Source organism: Kitasatospora sp. NPDC056138 (assembly GCF_042264695.1).
In the GTDB taxonomy this organism is placed as follows: Bacteria; Actinomycetota; Actinomycetes; order Streptomycetales; family Streptomycetaceae; genus Kitasatospora.
Genome location: NZ_JBHJVK010000055.1, coordinates 1 through 16217 on the forward strand (window position 1 = coordinate 1; position 16217 = coordinate 16217).

14 protein-coding genes are annotated in these 16217 nt (G+C 72.4%); 3 read left to right on the forward strand and 11 right to left on the reverse strand.

What is annotated here, in order from left to right; translation table 11 throughout:
- Positions 1 to 290: 290 nt before the first annotated feature.
- Together ACFC1R_RS27925 and ACFC1R_RS27930 are read right to left on the reverse strand one after the other, a co-directional pair.
- Complete coding sequence (locus tag ACFC1R_RS27925) at positions 291 to 587, reverse strand: DUF1330 domain-containing protein (RefSeq protein ID WP_375943174.1); 297 nt, start codon at positions 585 to 587, stop codon at positions 291 to 293.
- 58 nt (positions 588 to 645) lie between these two features.
- Positions 646 to 1596, reverse strand: a complete 951-nt coding sequence (locus ACFC1R_RS27930) for an EamA family transporter (RefSeq protein ID WP_375943176.1) — start codon at positions 1594 to 1596, stop codon at positions 646 to 648.
- Between the two features lie 94 nt (positions 1597 to 1690).
- Between ACFC1R_RS27930 and ACFC1R_RS27935 the strand changes: the two genes are divergently transcribed.
- Positions 1691 to 2209, forward strand: a complete 519-nt coding sequence (locus tag ACFC1R_RS27935; RefSeq protein ID WP_375943178.1) for a MarR family winged helix-turn-helix transcriptional regulator — start codon at positions 1691 to 1693, stop codon at positions 2207 to 2209.
- Between the two features lie 106 nt (positions 2210 to 2315).
- Here ACFC1R_RS27935 and ACFC1R_RS27940 read toward each other — a convergent pair whose 3' ends face one another.
- A complete protein-coding gene (locus ACFC1R_RS27940; protein WP_375943180.1) occupies positions 2316 to 5108 on the reverse strand; it encodes a SpoIIE family protein phosphatase in 2793 nt (930 codons plus the stop codon).
- Positions 5109 to 5511: 403 nt separating this feature from the next.
- Between ACFC1R_RS27940 and ACFC1R_RS27945 the strand changes: the two genes are divergently transcribed.
- Together ACFC1R_RS27945 and ACFC1R_RS27950 are read left to right on the forward strand one after the other, a co-directional pair.
- On the forward strand, positions 5512 to 6615 hold the full coding sequence (locus ACFC1R_RS27945; protein ID WP_375943182.1) for a PP2C family protein-serine/threonine phosphatase: 1104 nt from the start codon (positions 5512 to 5514) through the stop codon (positions 6613 to 6615).
- Positions 6616 to 6939: 324 nt separating this feature from the next.
- Positions 6940 to 8655 (forward strand): GAF domain-containing protein, encoded by a 1716-nt coding sequence (locus ACFC1R_RS27950; protein WP_375943184.1) that lies wholly within the window; start codon positions 6940 to 6942, stop codon positions 8653 to 8655.
- 210 nt (positions 8656 to 8865) lie between these two features.
- Here the strand turns inward: ACFC1R_RS27950 and ACFC1R_RS27955 are convergent, their stop codons facing one another.
- From ACFC1R_RS27955 to ACFC1R_RS27990, 8 genes are all read right to left on the reverse strand, one after another.
- Complete coding sequence (locus tag ACFC1R_RS27955) at positions 8866 to 9555, reverse strand: response regulator (protein WP_375943186.1); 690 nt, start codon at positions 9553 to 9555, stop codon at positions 8866 to 8868.
- A gap of 339 nt (positions 9556 to 9894) precedes the next feature.
- Complete coding sequence (locus ACFC1R_RS27960) at positions 9895 to 10596, reverse strand: CBS domain-containing protein (protein WP_375943188.1); 702 nt, start codon at positions 10594 to 10596, stop codon at positions 9895 to 9897.
- 233 nt (positions 10597 to 10829) lie between these two features.
- Positions 10830 to 11315, reverse strand: coding sequence for a hydrogenase maturation protease (locus tag ACFC1R_RS27965; protein ID WP_375943190.1), 486 nt, complete (start codon positions 11313 to 11315; stop codon positions 10830 to 10832).
- Positions 11312 to 12673, reverse strand: coding sequence for a Ni/Fe hydrogenase subunit alpha (locus ACFC1R_RS27970; protein ID WP_375943192.1), 1362 nt, complete (start codon positions 12671 to 12673; stop codon positions 11312 to 11314). The genes ACFC1R_RS27965 and ACFC1R_RS27970 overlap by 4 nt, the downstream gene beginning before the upstream one ends.
- Positions 12670 to 13509 carry an oxidoreductase gene (locus ACFC1R_RS27975; protein WP_375943193.1) on the reverse strand — a complete coding sequence of 280 codons (840 nt, stop codon included), beginning with the start codon at positions 13507 to 13509 and terminating at the stop codon, positions 12670 to 12672. The genes ACFC1R_RS27970 and ACFC1R_RS27975 overlap by 4 nt, the downstream gene beginning before the upstream one ends.
- A gap of 1 nt (position 13510) precedes the next feature.
- Entirely contained in the window at positions 13511 to 14329 is an 819-nt protein-coding gene (locus ACFC1R_RS27980; protein WP_375943195.1) for an FAD/NAD(P)-binding protein, read from the reverse strand.
- Positions 14326 to 14778 (reverse strand): cyclic nucleotide-binding domain-containing protein, encoded by a 453-nt coding sequence (locus ACFC1R_RS27985; RefSeq protein WP_375943197.1) that lies wholly within the window; start codon positions 14776 to 14778, stop codon positions 14326 to 14328. The genes ACFC1R_RS27980 and ACFC1R_RS27985 overlap by 4 nt, the downstream gene beginning before the upstream one ends.
- Positions 14775 to 15902 (reverse strand): 4Fe-4S dicluster domain-containing protein, encoded by a 1128-nt coding sequence (locus ACFC1R_RS27990; RefSeq protein ID WP_375943199.1) that lies wholly within the window; start codon positions 15900 to 15902, stop codon positions 14775 to 14777. Before ACFC1R_RS27990 ends, ACFC1R_RS27985 begins: the two co-directional genes overlap by 4 nt.
- Positions 15903 to 16217: the final 315 nt, after the last annotated feature.

The following is a 16217-nucleotide window of genomic DNA, read 5'->3' on the forward strand; positions in this document are numbered from 1 at the left end:
CATGGCGTACTGTACGTCAATGTGGGTCCCCGGGCTAGTCTGGGCGTGCGGTTTCGCGCCGGCGTTTGACCGGGGTGCCTCGGGCGGCGCCGGCACCTGGGTCAACGGCTCGGCGCAGCTGAGCAACTACCCCGGTGGAGCCTGGATGACCGCCGACCAGGTCGGCGGTTCGGTCGAGGCCCGAGTCCCTGCCCCAACGGGGCGGCAGGCAACGAGGAAGGCCGGGCGGGCGAACACCCGTGAACGCTCAATGCGGCCTCGGACGTCGCCCGGGGCTCGGCAGCCCCGCCTCATCCGGCCAGGCCCTTGAGGAGGCCGATGTCCACCGGTCGACCGAGGACGCCGGTCCGCCAGGCGACCAGCTCCTGGTAGGCGGGCGAGTGGTACCAGCCGCGGGCGTCCTCCTCGGCGGGGAACTCCAGAATGGCGATCCTGGAGTGCGCCGTCTCGCCCTCCAGTCGGGCCGGGGCGTCGAAGGCGAGCAGCCTGCCGTGGAACGGCTCCAGAGTCGCGCCGACGTTGGCGAGGTAGTGCCCCAGATCGGCGTCGGGGGTGTGGTCGGTCCGGACGAAGATCACGTAGTGCATGGTCTGCTCCTGCTTCCGTTTCGGTGTGACGATGCGTCAATTTCGGTGTGACGATGTGTCAGTGGCGGGCTGCCGCAGGCTGCGGTGCGGGCTCCGGCCGTCGGCCCGCCGTCGGCCGAGGCCGGACCGGCTGATCGGCGGCCTTCCGCACCGGCGCCTGCCCCGCCAGCATGGCGCCGAGGGCGACCAGCAGCCCCAGGAACTGCCAGCCGGTCAGCGTCTGGTCGAGTACGACGATGCCGCCCACCGTCGCGACCACCGGGTTGATCAGGCCCAGGAAGGACGCCGGCCCCGCCCCCAGCCGGTCGACACCGCGGAACCAGAGCACGTACCCGAGCGCGGTGCTGACCAGCCCGAGGTAGGCGAAGCCGGCCAGGTTGGTGCCGCTCAGCGCCGGCGGCGCGCCCTCCACGACGGCTTCGAGCGGGAGGAGGAACAGCGAGCCCGCCAGCAGCTGCCAGGCCGTCAGGTCGCGCAACGTGGCACCGTCCGGCCTCCCCCAGCGGCGGGTGAGTACGGTGCCCATCGCCATGAGCGCGATCGCGGCGGCCATCGCGGCGATCCCGAGGCCGTCCAGTCGTGCACTGCTCTTGAGCACCAGCAGCGCGACGCCGCCGACTCCGGCCAGACCGGCGAGCACGGCGCGCCGCCCGGGCCGTACTCCGAGCACGCCGATCGAGAATCCGGTGACGAGCAGTGGCTGGATCGCCCCGACCGTCGCCGCGACACCGCCCGGCAGGCGGTAGGCGCCGACGAAGGTCAGCGGGAAGAAGAGCCCGATGTTGAGCATCCCGAGCACCGCCGCGCGTCCCCACCAGCGGCCCCTCGGCAGCTTTCTTCCCAGCAGCAGGAGCAGCAGACCGGCCGGGAGCGCGCGCATCACGGCGAGCAGCAGCGGTCGGCCCTCGGGCAGCAGTTGCGTCGTCACCAGGTACGTCGTGCCCCATGCCGCCGGGGCCAGCGCCGTCGTGACGGCCACCCCCGTGCGCCCTGTGAACGTCCCAGCCATGGCATCCACCTCAACGTTGACTATGTGAACGTTGAGATAAGTTCTACGCCCCAAGGTGCGTGAACGTCAAGTATCTGAATGTTAAGATAGTTCCATGAAGGAGCATGACACCGTCGACGACATCGTCGACCAGTGGGCCCGGGTCCGCCCCGACCTGAACCCCGAGGCCATCTCACTGATCGGCCGGCTGAGGCGCCTGAACATCCGTGTGGACAGCGCCCTGCGCGAGTACTTCGCCGAATGCGGCCTGGACTCCTCGGAGTTCGACGTTCTCGCGACCCTCCGCCGCGCGGGCGAGCCCTACGAGCTCAACGCCCGAGCGCTCCTGCAGGCGGCCATGGTCACCTCCGGCGCGATCACCAACCGGGTCGACCGCCTGTCCGCGAAGGGCCTGGTGGAGCGGAACCCCTGCCCGAACGACCGCCGCGCCGTCCTGATCCGCCTGACCCCGGCGGGAAAGTCACTGATCGACACGGCCCTCGCCGGCCACGTCAGCAACGAGGAGCGTCTCATCGAGGCCCTCACCCCCACCGAGCGCACCCAACTCAACACCCTCCTCCGCAAACTCCTCATCGCCCACGGCGACACCGACCCCATCCCCCGAGCCGGCTGACCCTGCGCCGTCCGACCCGGGCGCAGTTCGGGACGAGCGCCCTCTGGGACGGTTCCGTACGACGAGTGCCCGGCTGCGGTGCGCAGCCACTGACGTTTCCACGGGGTCACAGCAGCATCGCCTCGAACTGGAACTCGGGTGCGGCCAGCGGCTGCTCGGACCAGATGACCTTGCCTCGGGCCGTGTACCTGGTCCCCCACCGGTCGGCCAGCTGGGCCACCAGGAACAGGCCCCGGCCGCCCTCGTCCGTGCTGGCAGCGTAGCGCAGGTGCGGGGCGGTGCTGCTGCCGTCGGAGACCTCGAAGACCAGGCTGCGGTCCCGCAGCATGCGGACACGGATCGGCTCGGCGCCGTAGCGGATGGCGTTGGTGATCAGCTCGCTGAGGATCAGCTCGGCGGTGAAGGACAGCTCCTCCAGCCCCCAGGTCGCCAGCTGGTCGACACACTCGCTCCGGATGCGTGAGACGGCGGCGAAGTCGCACGGGACGTCCCAGCCGGCCACCTGGTCGGGCTCGAGCAGCTGCGTGCGTGCGACGAGGAGTGCGACATCGTCACTCGGACGCGACGGGACCAGCGCGCCGAACACGGCCCGGCAGGTGTCCTCCGGGGATCCGTCGGCATCGGCACCCGCCAGGGAACGGCGCAGCGCGGCGAGTCCGTTCTCCAGGTCGCGGTCGCGGCCCGCGACGAGCCCGTCGGTGTAGAGCACCAGCGCGCTGCCGGGCGCCAGCTGCAGCTCGGTGGTCTCGAAGGGCAGGCCGCCCACGCCGAGCGGCGGCCCGGCGGGCAGGTCGACGAACTCCACGCTGCCGTCGGTGTGCACCAGCGCGGGCGGTGGGTGACCCGCCCGTGCCATCGTGCAGTGTCCGGAGACCGGATCGTAGATCGCGTACAGGCAGGTGGCGCCCGTGACGACCGGCCGCTCGCCCTCGCCCTCTCGCTCGCCCCTGCCCTCGGTGCCGCCTTCTCCCGCAGCCGCCTCGCCCTGGTCGAGCCGGGCGACCAGTTCGTCGAGGCGGGCGATCAGTTCGTCCGGGGGCAGGTCGAGGGCGGAGAAGTTGAGGACGGCCGTGCGCAGTCGGCCCATCGTGGCGGCGGCGTGCAGGCCGTGGCCGACGACATCGCCGACGACCAGCGCCACGCGGAAGCCGGGCAGCGGGATGACGTCGAACCAGTCCCCGCCGACCCCTCGCTGCGCCGGCAGATAGCGGTAGGCCACCTCCATGGCACTCTGCTCGGGCAGCCCCCGGGGCAGCAGGCTGCGCTGGAGTGTCTCGGCCATCCGGTGCTCGCGGGTGTAACGACGGGCGTTGTCGACGGTGATCGCCGCGCGGGCGACCAGTTCCTCGGCGAAGGAGACGTCCTCCTCCCCGAACGGCTCGGACTCCCCCGAGCGCCAGAAGTTGACCGTGCCCAGGGTCAGACCGCGCGCCCGCAGCGGCGCGGAGATCAGCGAGTGGATCCCGTACGCGAGTATTCGGTCGGCGGTCTCCGGGTCGCACGCCCGCCAGGCGTCCGCCTGCCCCAGGTCGGCGACGAGCGCGGCGTTCCCGGTCTCCAGGGCGGTCTCCTCCGGTGTGCCGGGCAGCGGGCTGATCTGCGAGCCCACGGGGTAGAACGGCCGGTCGTCGCTGATGCCGCTGGCGGCCGTGCGACGGATCCGCGGGCCCTGTGCGGTGCCCGGGTCCGGGAGCGGCTCGTCACCGCACAGCACCGGGTCGGCCAGCTCGACCGTGGCGAAGTCCGCGAAGCGCGGAACCGCCACGTCGGCCAGCTCCTGGGCGGTCCGCACCACGTCCAGCGTGGTGCCGACCCGCAGCCCCGCCTCGTAGAGCAGCCGCAGCCGGGCCCGGGCCGCCTCGGCCTGCCCGGCCAGCGCCCGCAGCTCGGTGGTGTCCCGGATGGTTGCGACACTGCCGGGCCCTCCGCCGAACGGCGCGGTCGGGCGGTTGTTGACGGCGAGCAACCGGTCTTCGGCCAGGTGCACCTCGTCGGTGGCGGCCCGCCCGGACACCAGCAGCTCGGCCAGCCCGGGATCGAGCCCGAGCCCGGCGACCGGCCGCCCCTCCACCTCGGGCGGCAGCTCCAGCAGCCGCCGGGCCTCGTCGTTCGCCAGCAGTACCCGTCCGTCCCCGCCGACGATCAGCACGCCCTCGCGGACCGCGTGCAGCACCGCGTGATGGTGCTCGTACATCCGCGTCATCTCGGCCGGGCCCAAGCCGCGCGTCTGGCGGCGCAGCCGCCGCCGCACCAGCGCCGCCCCGGCCATGCCAACGGCGAGCGCGGCCGCCGCGCCGCCGAGCAGGACCGGCAGTTGCCGGCTCACCGTGCTGCCCGTGTGTGCGACGGTGTAGCCGACCTCGACCAGCCCGGCGACCGAACCGTCCGGCCTGGTGACCGGCACGTCGGTTTCCACGACCCGTCCGATGGGCGCGGTGAGGCTGGTGGTGGTCGGCCCCTTGAGGCCTTCCTGGTACGGGCCGATGACGTGCTTCCCGATCAGCGCGGGATTGTCGGACGTGTAGCGGATCCCCTCCGGGCTGGCGATCACGACGTAGTCGAAACCGCCCTTCTTCATGATGTCCAGGGCCAGCGGCTGCAGCACCGCGGTCGGATCGGGGCTGTCCAGGGCGTTCACCACCGTGGGGACCTGCGCCAAGGTGACGGCCGCGGCGCGCGTGCGGTGCGCGGCGTCATTCATGGCGAAGCTCCTGGCCTGCAGCAGGAGCGCCGTCAGCGCGGCGCCGACCAGGAGCACCACCGCGACCAGCAGCCACAGGAACACCTGCCCGGCGACACTGTGCACGCACAGCCGCGAGCGCAGCCGGCCCCGAGGGGACCGGTGTTCCCTCGGTCCGCCCTGTGCCCTGTCCCCACGGGCATGACTCACTGCGTGCATCCGGGCCGTCCCCGCGCATACGGGTGTTCCTCTTCCACGCTGCCACCCCGCCCGGAGACGCGCATGCGCGAAGCCGCCGCAGGGCCGAACGGACCAGGCGGACCCGTCGACCGGTAGGCCGACCGGCCCGGCGCGGCCACTGGGCCACCCTCCGACCTGCAGAGGCCGCCTGACCTGTAACAACAGGCTACGAGTGGGGGATTTTCGGACCAGCCGGACTCCCGGTGGTCCCGATCGGCCGGGCCGGAACACCTGGGGCGGCGGTCGGGCTCGGGCGATGTGCGGAGCGACGTCGTCGTGGTCTCGGGATGACCGTGTCCAAAAGATCGTGTAAGTCCGTGATGTGACAGGCTGGCCGGGACCTGCGATCCGGGCCTTGATCAGCCGGGACGGGAGGTGCGCTGTGAACGTCCTGCGACCCACGCTGGCGAAGGTGCCGTGGCTGCTCGCGGCGCTGGCCCTCGTGGCCGGCGTCCTGCTGGACCGTTTCGCGCCCCAGCCGTACACCGGGCTCCCGCTGCTGGCAGCCGCACCGCTCGTCGCGGGTGCCACGCTCTCCTTCCGCTCCGCGCTCGCCGTCGTGTGCGTCACGTGCGTGGTCTCGGTGCTGGTGGATGTCGAACGCGGGCGTCCGGCGACACCGTTGTTCGTCGATCTTGCCGTGGTCGGCTTGATCGGCGTGCTGGCTCTGGCGGTCAACCGGCTGATCGTGCGGCAGAGGCGCGATCTGGCGCTGGCCAGGGATGTCGCGGAGGGGGTCCAGCGGGCGGTGCTCCCGGAGCCGCCGAGGACGATCGGGCCGCTGACCGTGGCTGCGGGGTACACGGCGGCGCAGGCCGAGGCGCGGATCGGCGGTGATTTCTTCTCGGTGCAGGAGACGCCGTTCGGGGTGCGGATGATCATCGGCGACGTGCGGGGCAAAGGTATTGCGGCTGTCGCCGTCGTGTCGGTCGCGATCGGGATCTTCCGCCAGGCGGCCGAGCACGCTCCCACCCTGGTCACCCTGGGACAGCGGATGGACGAGGCGCTGACCAGGGAAGCAGCCCGGAGCGGCACGGTGTACTCCATGGAGGGCTTCATCACCGCCGTGCTGGCCGAGGTCTCCACCGACGGCGAGGTACTGAGCCTGGTGAACCGCGGGCATCCGCCGCCGTACCTGCTTCACGACGGACAGCTCGTGCGGCTCGACCCGACCGTCCCACAGCTGCCCCTCGGCCTGGGGCTGGGCGATCTCACTCCTGCCGGCTCCGTGTCCGCCGATGTGGTGCGGCTGCCCCCGGGGGCCTCGCTGTTGTTGGTCACCGACGGTGTCACCGAGGCCCGGGACACGTGGGGGAACTTCTACGATCCGGTCGCCTCGGAGTGCATGCGCAGGCGGTTCACCGACCCCGACGCAGTGGTGGATGCCCTCACCAAAGACGTCGGCCGCTGGAGCGGGGGCAGACGCGACGACGACATGGCCATCCTGGTGGTCACCCGGCTCCACGGCCCTCCCCGCGTCGCCTGAAGTCCCGGAACCCGAGCCGATGCGCAGGCGCGCCGCCGCCCGGTGGACCCGCGCGCAGTACGTCCCGTGTCACCGGGTCGGGGACCCGCCCCAGGTGCGGCGGCCCGGTCCGTGACGGGTGAGTGCCTTCATGTCCTGGTCACCTCCGTCGGGCACCGGTCGGGCAATGCGTGCCTTTGCACAGCCGGGGTTCTCCGGAGAGCCGGGGTGTGCCAAGGGCCGGGTGGCCCCCGGGCCGGGTCGGCGGGCCCAGGACGTGCGGGGCGCGCCCCGGCCGCCCCTTCTAGGCTGGGGAGTGGTGTCCGGCGAGCTTCGGAGGAACCGGTGGGGAGCGCATCGGAGAATGCGGTACCGCTGCCGCAGCTGCGGCTGGACGACCTGCTGGACGAGTTGCAGACGAGGCTGGACGCCGCCCGGAGCACCCGGGACCGGATCCACAGCCTGCTGGAAGCGGTCCTTGCCGTGGGCCGGGACCTGGAGCTGGCCCAGGCGCTGCGGCACATCGTGGAGGCGGCGGTGAGCCTGGTCGACGCCGAGTACGGCGCGCTCGGGGTGATCGGCGAGGACCAGCGGCTCTCGCAGTTCATCCCGGTCGGCGTGACCGGCGAACAGGTCGAGCGGATCGGGCCGCTGCCGTCCGGCCACGGCCTGCTCGGCGAACTGATCCGACACCCCGTACCGCTGCGGCTCAGCCGGATCTCCGAACACCCGTCCTCGTACGGCTTCCCCGCCGGCCATCCGCCGATGCACAGCTTCCTGGGGGTGCCGATCCGGGTCCGGGACAGGGTGTTCGGCAACCTGTACCTGACCGAGAAGCGCGGCGGCGTCGAGTTCGACGCCGAGGACGAGTCGGTGCTCGCGACACTGGCCGTGGCGGCCGGGGTGGCGATCGACAACGCCCGGCTGTACGCACAGGCCCGGCAGCGCGAGCGCTGGCTGGCGGCCAGCGCCGAGATCACCGGCAGTCTGCTGTCCGGGAGTTGCGAGCAGGAGGTGCTGGATCTGCTGGTCACCCGGGCGAGCGAGATCGCCGGTGCCGATCTCGCCGTGGTGGCGCTGCTGCTGCCCGGCTCCGACGAGTTGCAGGTACGGTTCGCCGTCGGCCTCGGGGAACGGCAGCACAGCGGGCTGGTGTTGCCCCTGGAGGGCTCCTTCATGGGGGCTGCGGCGCGCAGTGGTGAGCCGGTGGTCAGCACGGATGTGCAGACGGACCAGAGGATCACTGCCGGGCCGCCACGCTGGCAGGGACTCGGCCCGGCCGTCGCAGTGCCGATCGGGACCGCGGAGCACGGCGTGCGCGGCGTGCTGATGCTGGCCCGCGCAACGGGTGCACCGTTGTTCGACGGGGACGAGTCCGGGCCGCTGCTGGGTTTCGCCGGGCAGGCGGCGCTCGCGATGGAGCTGGCGGAGCGGCGACGCGAGTCCGAGCAGATCGTCCTGCTGAAGGAGCGGGACCGGATCGCCCGGGACCTGCACGACCTGGCGATCCAGCGGCTGTTCGCCACCGGGATGACGCTGCAGGGCGCGCTCAGGTTCATCGACCATCCGGAGGCCGCCGACCGGGTGCTGCGTGCCATCGACGACCTCGACGAGACCGCGAGAACCATCCGCGCAACCATCTTCGGCCTGCGGATCAGGGAGGCGGGCCCGGCGGCGAAGGGGTTGCGGGCCAGGGTGGTCGAGGTCGTCGAGCGGGCGGCGACCGTACTCGGTTTCACCCCGGGTCTGCGGATGTCCGGTCTGCTGGATGTCACGGTGCCGCCGCGGATCGCGGACGAGACCATTGCCGTGCTCGAGGAGGCACTGTCCAACGTCGCCCGGCACGCCGGTGCGGGCAGGGTCGAGGTGTCGCTGTCGGCGGGCGCCGAACTGGCGGTCACCGTGACGGACGACGGCGTCGGGCTGCCCGAGGGCGGGCGGCGCAGCGGGCTGGCGAACCTCGCCGAACGCGCTGCGGCGCTGGGCGGAAGCTTCGACGCGCACGCGCTGCCGCACGGCGGGACGGAACTGCTCTGGCGGGTTCCGCTGCCGCCCGCGTGAGACCGACCGGCTCGGCTTCCGTCGCCGGTCCGCCGGCGTGTCGCGCTCGGTGGCGGGTGCCGGGGCCGGGTGTGGTGAACGGACGGAGCAGCGACTGCGGCAAGGACGAGCTTCTCCGGTGCGGTGGATGCCCTTCTCCTCACCCATCGTGTGGCCGATCCGGTCGGCGGTGCTCGGGCCGTTCGGCTCCGTGCGGTGGGTCGCGAGGCTTCAGCCCGGATGCCGGTGGTGCTCGGAGTCGGCGTGGGCGGCGAGGACCGCCGCCTGGAGACGGCGTTCGACGCCGAGTTTGGCGAGCATGCGCGAGACGTAGTTCTTGACGGTCTTCTCGGCGAGGTAGAGCTCCTGACCGATCTGCCGATTGGTCTTTCCCTCACCGACCAGCGCGAGGATCTCCCGCTCACGCGGGGTCAGTTGGGCGAGAGCTGCATCGGTTTCGGACTCGTCGTGGTGGCGCAGGCTCTCCATGAGTCTGCGGGTGGTGGCCGGGTCCAGCATCGACTGGCCCGAGGCGACCGTCCGCACCGCGCCGACCAGGTCGGCACCCTTGACCTGCTTCAGGACGTAGCCGGCTGCCCCGGCCATGATCGCGTCCAGCAGGGCGTCGTCGTCATCGAACGAGGTGAGCATCAGGCAGGCCAGCTCGGGCATCCCGGCGCGCAGTTCACGGCAGACCGTGACCCCGTCGCCGTCCGGCAGCCGTACGTCCAGCACGGCCACCTGCGGGTGCAGGGCCGGCACCCGGGCCAGGGCCTGCGCGCAGGTGGCCGCCTCGCCGACCACCTCCAGGTCCGGCTCCGCCTCCAGCAGGTCGCGGACCCCGCGCCGGACCACCTCGTGGTCGTCCAGCAGGAAGACCCGCACGGGCCGCCCGGATTCGCTGGACTCAGTCCCATCCATCGCTGTTCTCCTGACCGGCCGGCGGTTCCCTCCTTCGATTCTGCGCGCCAGGAGCCACCGGCACCGCCCGGCGGCCGACAGGACCACCTGGACGGAAGTACCCGCCCGGCTCCGGGACAGGGGTCGGGCGGCCTGTGTGGCCGGGACTGTCGCCGCTGGACCGTGGAAGGGCGACCACCGACCCGGCGGGCGGGCATCACCGCCCGGCAGGGGGCCGTCATGGCCGGCGCACTGCACCCCGGGCACCGGGCCATCCCGGGCACCGGGTACTGCTGCCGGACCCGACGGAGATGTTCGAACCGGGATCCCGGTCGCGACCCGCCGGACCGTCCTCGGCCGTCACTGCCGCAGTCCGGCGTGGTAGGCGTGGGGGTGTTCGAGCTTGATGTCGGTGTCGTCCTCGGTCCATTCGAGACTCTGATGGACCGCCACCACACCGTCCACGGACCGGCACAACTGCTCGGTGACCTGGACCAGGCTCTTGCGCGGAAGACGCCCGGTGAGCGTCACCACACCCTCGTGAACCGTCACCTGGACGTCGCCGGGGGCGAGCCACAGGGTCTGGCCGAGCACATCGTGGGTGATCTCGTCGCGGATCGCGCCGTCGTGCCGCAGGAAGACCTGGAGCAGGTCGCAGCGGCTCACGATGCCGACCAGCCGGCCGATCTCGTCGACCACGGGCAGCCGCTTGAGGTCGTGCTTGGCCATGGCCCGGGCGGCCTCGGGGATGGACCAGGCGGGACGGGCGGTGACGGCGGGGCTGGTCATCAGGCCACCGGCGGTCTCGGCCTCCGCGCGGGCCCGGTCGTGCGCGTCCAGCCAGCGGCCCGCAGTGCGTCCCTCGGGGTCGGGAAGGACGGCCGTCTTACGGATCAGATCCGCCTCGGAGACCATTCCGAGCGGACTGCCCTGGTCGTCGACGACCGGGAGCGCGGTGATGTCGTTGCGGTGGAACAGCGCCACGATCTCCTTGAACGGCGTGTCCGGCCGGGCGGTGACGACCTCGTGGGTCATCACGTCGTGCACAGTGCGGTGCTGCATGATCCTCACTCCTCCGCGGATGTCCCCTGCCCCACACTCTCCGCCCGGGCCCGCGGCAGGCACAGGGCCGTTCGGTCCCACTGCAGGGGCCGCCCCGGCCCAAAGGGCGGCGGCGGCTTCGAGCTGCACTGCTCGGGTCCGTCGGGCAGCACTGCACCCGGCACGCGCACTGCCCCGTGGTGGTGCCGCGCGGGGCCGAGGACTGGACGCGCGAAAACCCCCTCGCGACCGGCTCAGCCGGTCCGGGAGCTCAGTCGCCGCCGCGTCTCCCGGACGGCCGTGGCCACCCGGTGGACCAGTTCCGGGAGTGCTGCCCGGACCGGTGGGCTGAGTCCGGGACCGAGGCCGAAGTCCGCGCCCTCCACCGCGTGGACCACGAGCGCGCGGGGCATCCGGTCGAGCGCGGCGGCGAGGGCGACGGTCTCGCCGAGGCCCAGGCCGTGGCTGCTGGCCGGGCCGGTCGCGCACCGGGCGGTCTGTTCGGCGTCCAGCGTGTGCAGCCGTCCCGGGTTTCCCGGGTGCGCGTGCACCGTCTCCACCACGATCACGCCGTCCTGGCCGTCCCAGAGGCCGAGCATCCGGCCTGGCTCGCCGTCGCTGACGGTGAGCAGCGTGTCTTCGGGTACTCGGCCGCCCAGTGCCTCGACGACGGCCGGCCCGGCCCCGTCGTCCCGGCGGAACGGGTTGCCCACGCCGATCACGACCACCCGGCCCGTCATGTCCGGTCCACCGTCAGGTCGAGGAAGTGGGTGGAGCAGGAGATGCACGGGTCGTGGTTGCGCACGGCCCGCTCGCACAGGGCGGTCAGCTCCTCGTCGCCGGGAGGATCGCCGGGCCCGTCCAGGCGGGACTGCACCAGCCGCCGCAGGTCCTCCTCGATCGCCCCCTGGTTCTGGGCGGTGGGCGGGATGATCCGGGCGAGGGTGAGGTTGCCGTCCGCGTCCATGGCGTAGCGGTGGTAGAGCAGACCGCGCGGCGCCTCGGTGGTCGCGAAGCCCTCGGCCGCGCGCGGCGGGACGTCGGTGTGCGGTCGGGGCGGTGGTTCGTAGTCCTCGATGATCCGCAGTGCCTCCTCCACCGCGTGCACCACCTCGACGGCGCGGACGATGATGCTGCGGAACGGGTTGCGGCACACCGCGCCGGTGGCCGGGTCGCCGAGTCCCGCCGCCCGTGCGGCCTCGGCGGCCGTCGGGTGCAGCCAGCGGCCGCTGACGGCGTACCGGGCCAGCGAGCCGGTGAGGTGGCGTCGACCGTCCAGGGTCGATCGCAGGGCGGTGGTGTACGGCACGTGTTCCTCGACCACGTGCTGTTCGAACTCTTCCGCGGGGAAGGAGCGTTGCACGGACGTCCGGTCCGGGTGGGTGCGGTCGGGCGGTGTGAGGGCGGTGGGTACGCCGGAGTCGATGGCATACCGGCCGGGATCCTGCACGGCCAGCAACGGGTGGTCAAACTCCACGTCGGGGAAGTCGAAGCCTGCGACCCAGCGCACGGCCTCCAGAGCGTCGTCGCGCACCCGGCGCAACTGATCGGCCAGCGGTGCGAGTTCGCTCCGCGTCGGCACCCGGTAGAAGCCGCCGAGCCGGACGTTGACCGGGTGGATGGCACGGCCGCCGAGCAGCTCCATGACGGCGTTTCCTGCCTGTTTGATCCGCAACCCCCGTTCCACGGGCTCGCGTTGCTCACGGGCGAGCTCGACGGCGCTTCGGTGGCCGTGGAAGTCGGGGGCGTGCAGCAGGTGGATGTGCAGGGACTGACTCTCGATCCACTCACCGTAGTAGAGCAGGCGCCGCAGCTCGGCGAGTTGGCCGTCGACGACCGCCCCGCAGGCGGCCTCGACGGCCTGGCAGGCGGTCATCTGGTAGGCGACGGGGCAGATGCCGCAGATCCTGGCGGTGATGTCGGGCGGCTCGGTGTGCCCCCGGCCGATCAGGAAGGCCTCGAAGAAGCGCGGCGGCTCGTAGATCCGCAGCCGGGTGTCGGTGACCTCGCCGTCGCTGATCGTCAGGTGCAGGGCGCCTTCGCCCTCCACCCGGGCGAGGGCGTCCAGGCGCAGGACCCTGGATCCCCGGTGGCTCATCGGGCTTCCTCCTCGGCGGCGGTGTCCTGGTCGGCGGGTTCGGGCAGGGCGGCGAACTCGGGGGAGGCCGCGTTGAAGGTGCGGAAGACCCGTGTGACGTCCCGGTCGTTCATGCCGTCGTGGTGGAGCAGGCGCACCATCGCCGGCATGTTCGGGCTGTTGGACGGGCCGAAGCAGCCGTAGCACCCGCGGTCGTAGGCCGGGCAGATGGCACCGCAGCCCGCGTGGGTGACCGGCCCGAGGCACGGGGTGCCGTGGGCGACGGTGACGCAGGTGGTACCGCGCGCCTTGCATTCGAAGCAGACGCTGTGTGCCGGGATGTTCGGCTTGCGCTCGGCCAGGTAGGCGGTGATCACCTCCAGCAGCTGGCGGCGGTCGATCGGGCAGCCCCGCAGCTCGAAGTCGACCGGCACGTGGGCCGAGATCGGGGTGGAAGTCGCCAGGGTGGCGATGTACTCCGGGTGGGCGTAGACGGCGGCGCGGAACTCCGCGACGTCCGCGAAGTTGCGCAGTGCCTGGACCCCGCCCGCGGTGGCGCAGGCCCCGATGGTGACCAGGCGGCGGGAGATCTGCCGGATGCGGCGGATCCGCCGGGCGTCCTCGGCCGTGGTGACGGATCCCTCGACCAGGGAGAGGTCGTACGGTCCGACCCCGGCGAGGGTGGCTGTTCCTCCTTCGCCCGAGCCCTCCGCGCCGGACATCTCCAGGAAGTGTGAGATCCGCACCCGCTCGGCCAGGCCGAGCAGTTCGTCCTCGCAGTCGAGCAGGGTCAGCTGGCAGCCGTCGCAGGATGCGAACTTCCAGACCGCGAGGCTGGGGAGCCCGTCGTCGCCCACGTCACAACTCCCTTACCGCGAGCAGGGACTGTGATCCGGCCCAGTCGACCACCGGTCCGTCCAGGCACAGCAGGAGCGGGCCGAGCTGGCAGTGACCGCAGTGGCCCGTGCCGCACTTCATGTTCCGTTCCAGCGACACCTGGATGCGATGCGCGGGCAGGCCGCGTGCGGTCAGTGCCTGCGCGGTGTGCCGGATCATCACTTCCGGCCCGCAGAGCAGTGCGCAGGTGTTCTCTTCCCGTAGTTCGACCCGGTCGAGCAGTCCGGTGACCACACCGACGGCGCCCTGCCAGCCGGGAGTGGGGCGATCGACCGTCACCTCGACCCGGGCCGAGGCCCGCCAGTGCCGCAGTTCGTCCCGGTAGAGGAGGTCCTCGGCGGCGCGGGCACCCACCAGAACACCGAGGCGGCCGTGCTCCCCTGGACGCTCCAGCACATGGTGCACCACCGGGCGCAGTGGGGCGAGCCCGATACCGCCCGCGATCACCAGCACGTCGGCCCCGGCCGCCGAGTCCAGGTCCCAGCCGGTGCCGTACGGTCCGCGCAGCCCCACGACGTCGCCCGGCCGCAGCCGGCAGAGCGCCCCGGAGACCGCTCCGACCGCGCGTACGGTGTGCACCAGAGCGCTGTCCGAGTCTCGGATCGCGCTGACCGAGATCGGCACCTCACCGACGCCGAAGGCGTACACCATCGCGAACTGCCCGGGCTGGAAGCGGGGCAACGCCGCTGCGACGGGCAGCAGTTCGAGCGAGACGGTGTCGGCGGTCTCCGGGCGGGCGGCGGCCACCCGGTACGGCAGGGGCGGTGTGACGGTACTCATGACGCGGCCGTGCGGGGTGCGTAGAGGTCGAGCAGGCGGATCCGGGTGGCCTGGAGTCGTTCGGCGATCACCTCGGCGCAGCGCAGCGTCAGCCGGTATCCGAGCTCCGGGTCCGCCGTGCACAGTGCCCGGACCTGGTCGGCGGGGAATTCCCAGGCGTCCACCGGTGCGAGTGCCTGCGCGCCCAGGTGCCAGCGGTACGGCGGGAAGAGCCAGGACCAGCCGAGGAGTTGACCCGGCCCGACGGTCTCCACCACTGGCGGCGGGCGGCCGGGGACGTACAGGTCGAGGGCGACCTCGCCGGAGCGGATCAGCCAGAAGCGGTCGGCCGCCCCGCCCTCGTCGAACAGCCGCTCCCCTCCGGGGAAGGAGCGGTCGCGGGCGATGGCGAGCAGCTGGTCCCGGTGCGTCTGTGGAAGGCCACCGAGCAGCGCGGGCAGGCCGGTCATGCGGGTGCCCCACCGTCGTCGGCCGGCCGGTTGGCCCAGTCGTGCAGGGCGGCCGCTTCCTCGGTGATGTCGATGGCGACCGGGCACCACACGATGCACCGGCCGCAGCCGACGCATCCCGACGAGCCGAACTGGTCGTACCAGGTGCCCAGTTTGTGGGTGAGCCACTGCCGGTACCGGCTGCGTGACGAGGCGCGCACGGTGCCCCCGTGCAGATGGGAGAAGTCCAGGTCGAAGCAGGAGTCCCAGAGCCGCCAGCGCTCGGCGTGGTCGCCGGTCAGGTCGGTGACGTCCTCGGTCGTGGTGCAGAAGCAGGTGGGGCAGACCATGGTGCAGTTGCCGCAGGTCAGGCAGCGTGATGCCACGTCGTCCCAGCGCGGGGCGTCGAGAGTGCCCGCCATCAGCCGGTGCAGGTCGGTCTCGGGCATGGTGCGGCCCATCCGGTCGGCGGCCGCCGCGACCTGTTCGCGGGCGGCCTCCCGGGTGGCGTCGTCGGCGCTCCGGCCGGGGAGTTCGGCGAGGACCTCGGCGCCCTCCGGGCTGCCGCTGCGGATCCAGAACCGGTGGCCGCTCCCGTCGGCCAGCTCGGTCAGCACCAGGTCGTATCCGGGACCGGCGGACGGCCCGGTACCCATCGACACGCAGAAGCAGGTGGCTCCGGGTTCGGTGCACTCCACCGACACCAGGAACGCCCCCGAGCGCCGCCCCTGGTAGACGGGGTCGGTGTGCGGGCCTGTGGTGAGCACCCGGTCCTGGATGGCGATGGCACGCAGGTCGCACGGGCGGACACCGAGGAAGGCGTAGCGGGGCGGTGGGGTGTCGTCCGCCTCGAAGGTCGGCTGTCCGCCGGAGCGTTCGGCACGCCACTGCCGCACCCGGGCCGGGTGCAGGAACGTCTTCCACGACTGCGGGCCGGCCGCGTTGGCGAAGGCCGCTCCGTCCGTCCGTTCCCGCAGCCGGTACTTCCCGGCTTCCAGTTCCACGCCCCAGCCGTGGGGCAGGCTCTCGGCGGACTCCAGCTCGTCCAGGACGATGGCGCCGCCGCGCACGGTCGGACCGATCACCGTGAAGCCGCGTGCCCGCAGGACACCGACCAGGGCGGCCAGGCCCTCCCTGTCGATCACGGCTTCGTCAGCCGGGGGAACCGTCGGGACGCTCACGACGGCGACCGCCCGTCACGGATGCCCGGGCCTGTGCCTGCCGGCACCGGGCCCCCGCCGACCGGGTCGGATTCGAGCCACTTCATTCCGGCGTACCTCCTCGTACCACTGCCGCGCACCGCTGCGGCCGTGCCCGGCCGCCTTCGGCCCATCTCTTGCACAGAACCGCCCGGATGAGCAGGATTTCGGCCCCGACACAGCGTCGATGGGGCCATCCGGGCAACACGCCGGAAGCCGCCCTCCGAGGACCGTCCGGGGTCCGGCGCCCGCAACGGACGT

Excerpts from the sequence above, each read along its gene's own strand:
- ACFC1R_RS27925 (WP_375943174.1), bottom strand. The coding sequence starts at position 587 with ATGCACTACGTGATCTTCGTCCGGACCGACCACACCCCCGACGCCGAT.
- ACFC1R_RS27930 (WP_375943176.1), bottom strand. The coding sequence starts at position 1,596 with ATGGCTGGGACGTTCACAGGGCGCACGGGGGTGGCCGTCACGACGGCG.
- ACFC1R_RS27935 (WP_375943178.1), top strand. The coding sequence starts at position 1,691 with ATGAAGGAGCATGACACCGTCGACGACATCGTCGACCAGTGGGCCCGG.
- ACFC1R_RS27940 (WP_375943180.1), bottom strand. The coding sequence starts at position 5,108 with ATGCACGCAGTGAGTCATGCCCGTGGGGACAGGGCACAGGGCGGACCG.
- ACFC1R_RS27955 (WP_375943186.1), bottom strand. The coding sequence starts at position 9,555 with ATGGATGGGACTGAGTCCAGCGAATCCGGGCGGCCCGTGCGGGTCTTC.
- ACFC1R_RS27960 (WP_375943188.1), bottom strand. The coding sequence starts at position 10,596 with ATGCAGCACCGCACTGTGCACGACGTGATGACCCACGAGGTCGTCACC.
- ACFC1R_RS27965 (WP_375943190.1), bottom strand. The coding sequence starts at position 11,315 with ATGACGGGCCGGGTGGTCGTGATCGGCGTGGGCAACCCGTTCCGCCGG.
- ACFC1R_RS27970 (WP_375943192.1), bottom strand. The coding sequence starts at position 12,673 with ATGAGCCACCGGGGATCCAGGGTCCTGCGCCTGGACGCCCTCGCCCGG.
- ACFC1R_RS27980 (WP_375943195.1), bottom strand. The coding sequence starts at position 14,329 with ATGAGTACCGTCACACCGCCCCTGCCGTACCGGGTGGCCGCCGCCCGC.
- ACFC1R_RS27985 (WP_375943197.1), bottom strand. The coding sequence starts at position 14,778 with ATGACCGGCCTGCCCGCGCTGCTCGGTGGCCTTCCACAGACGCACCGG.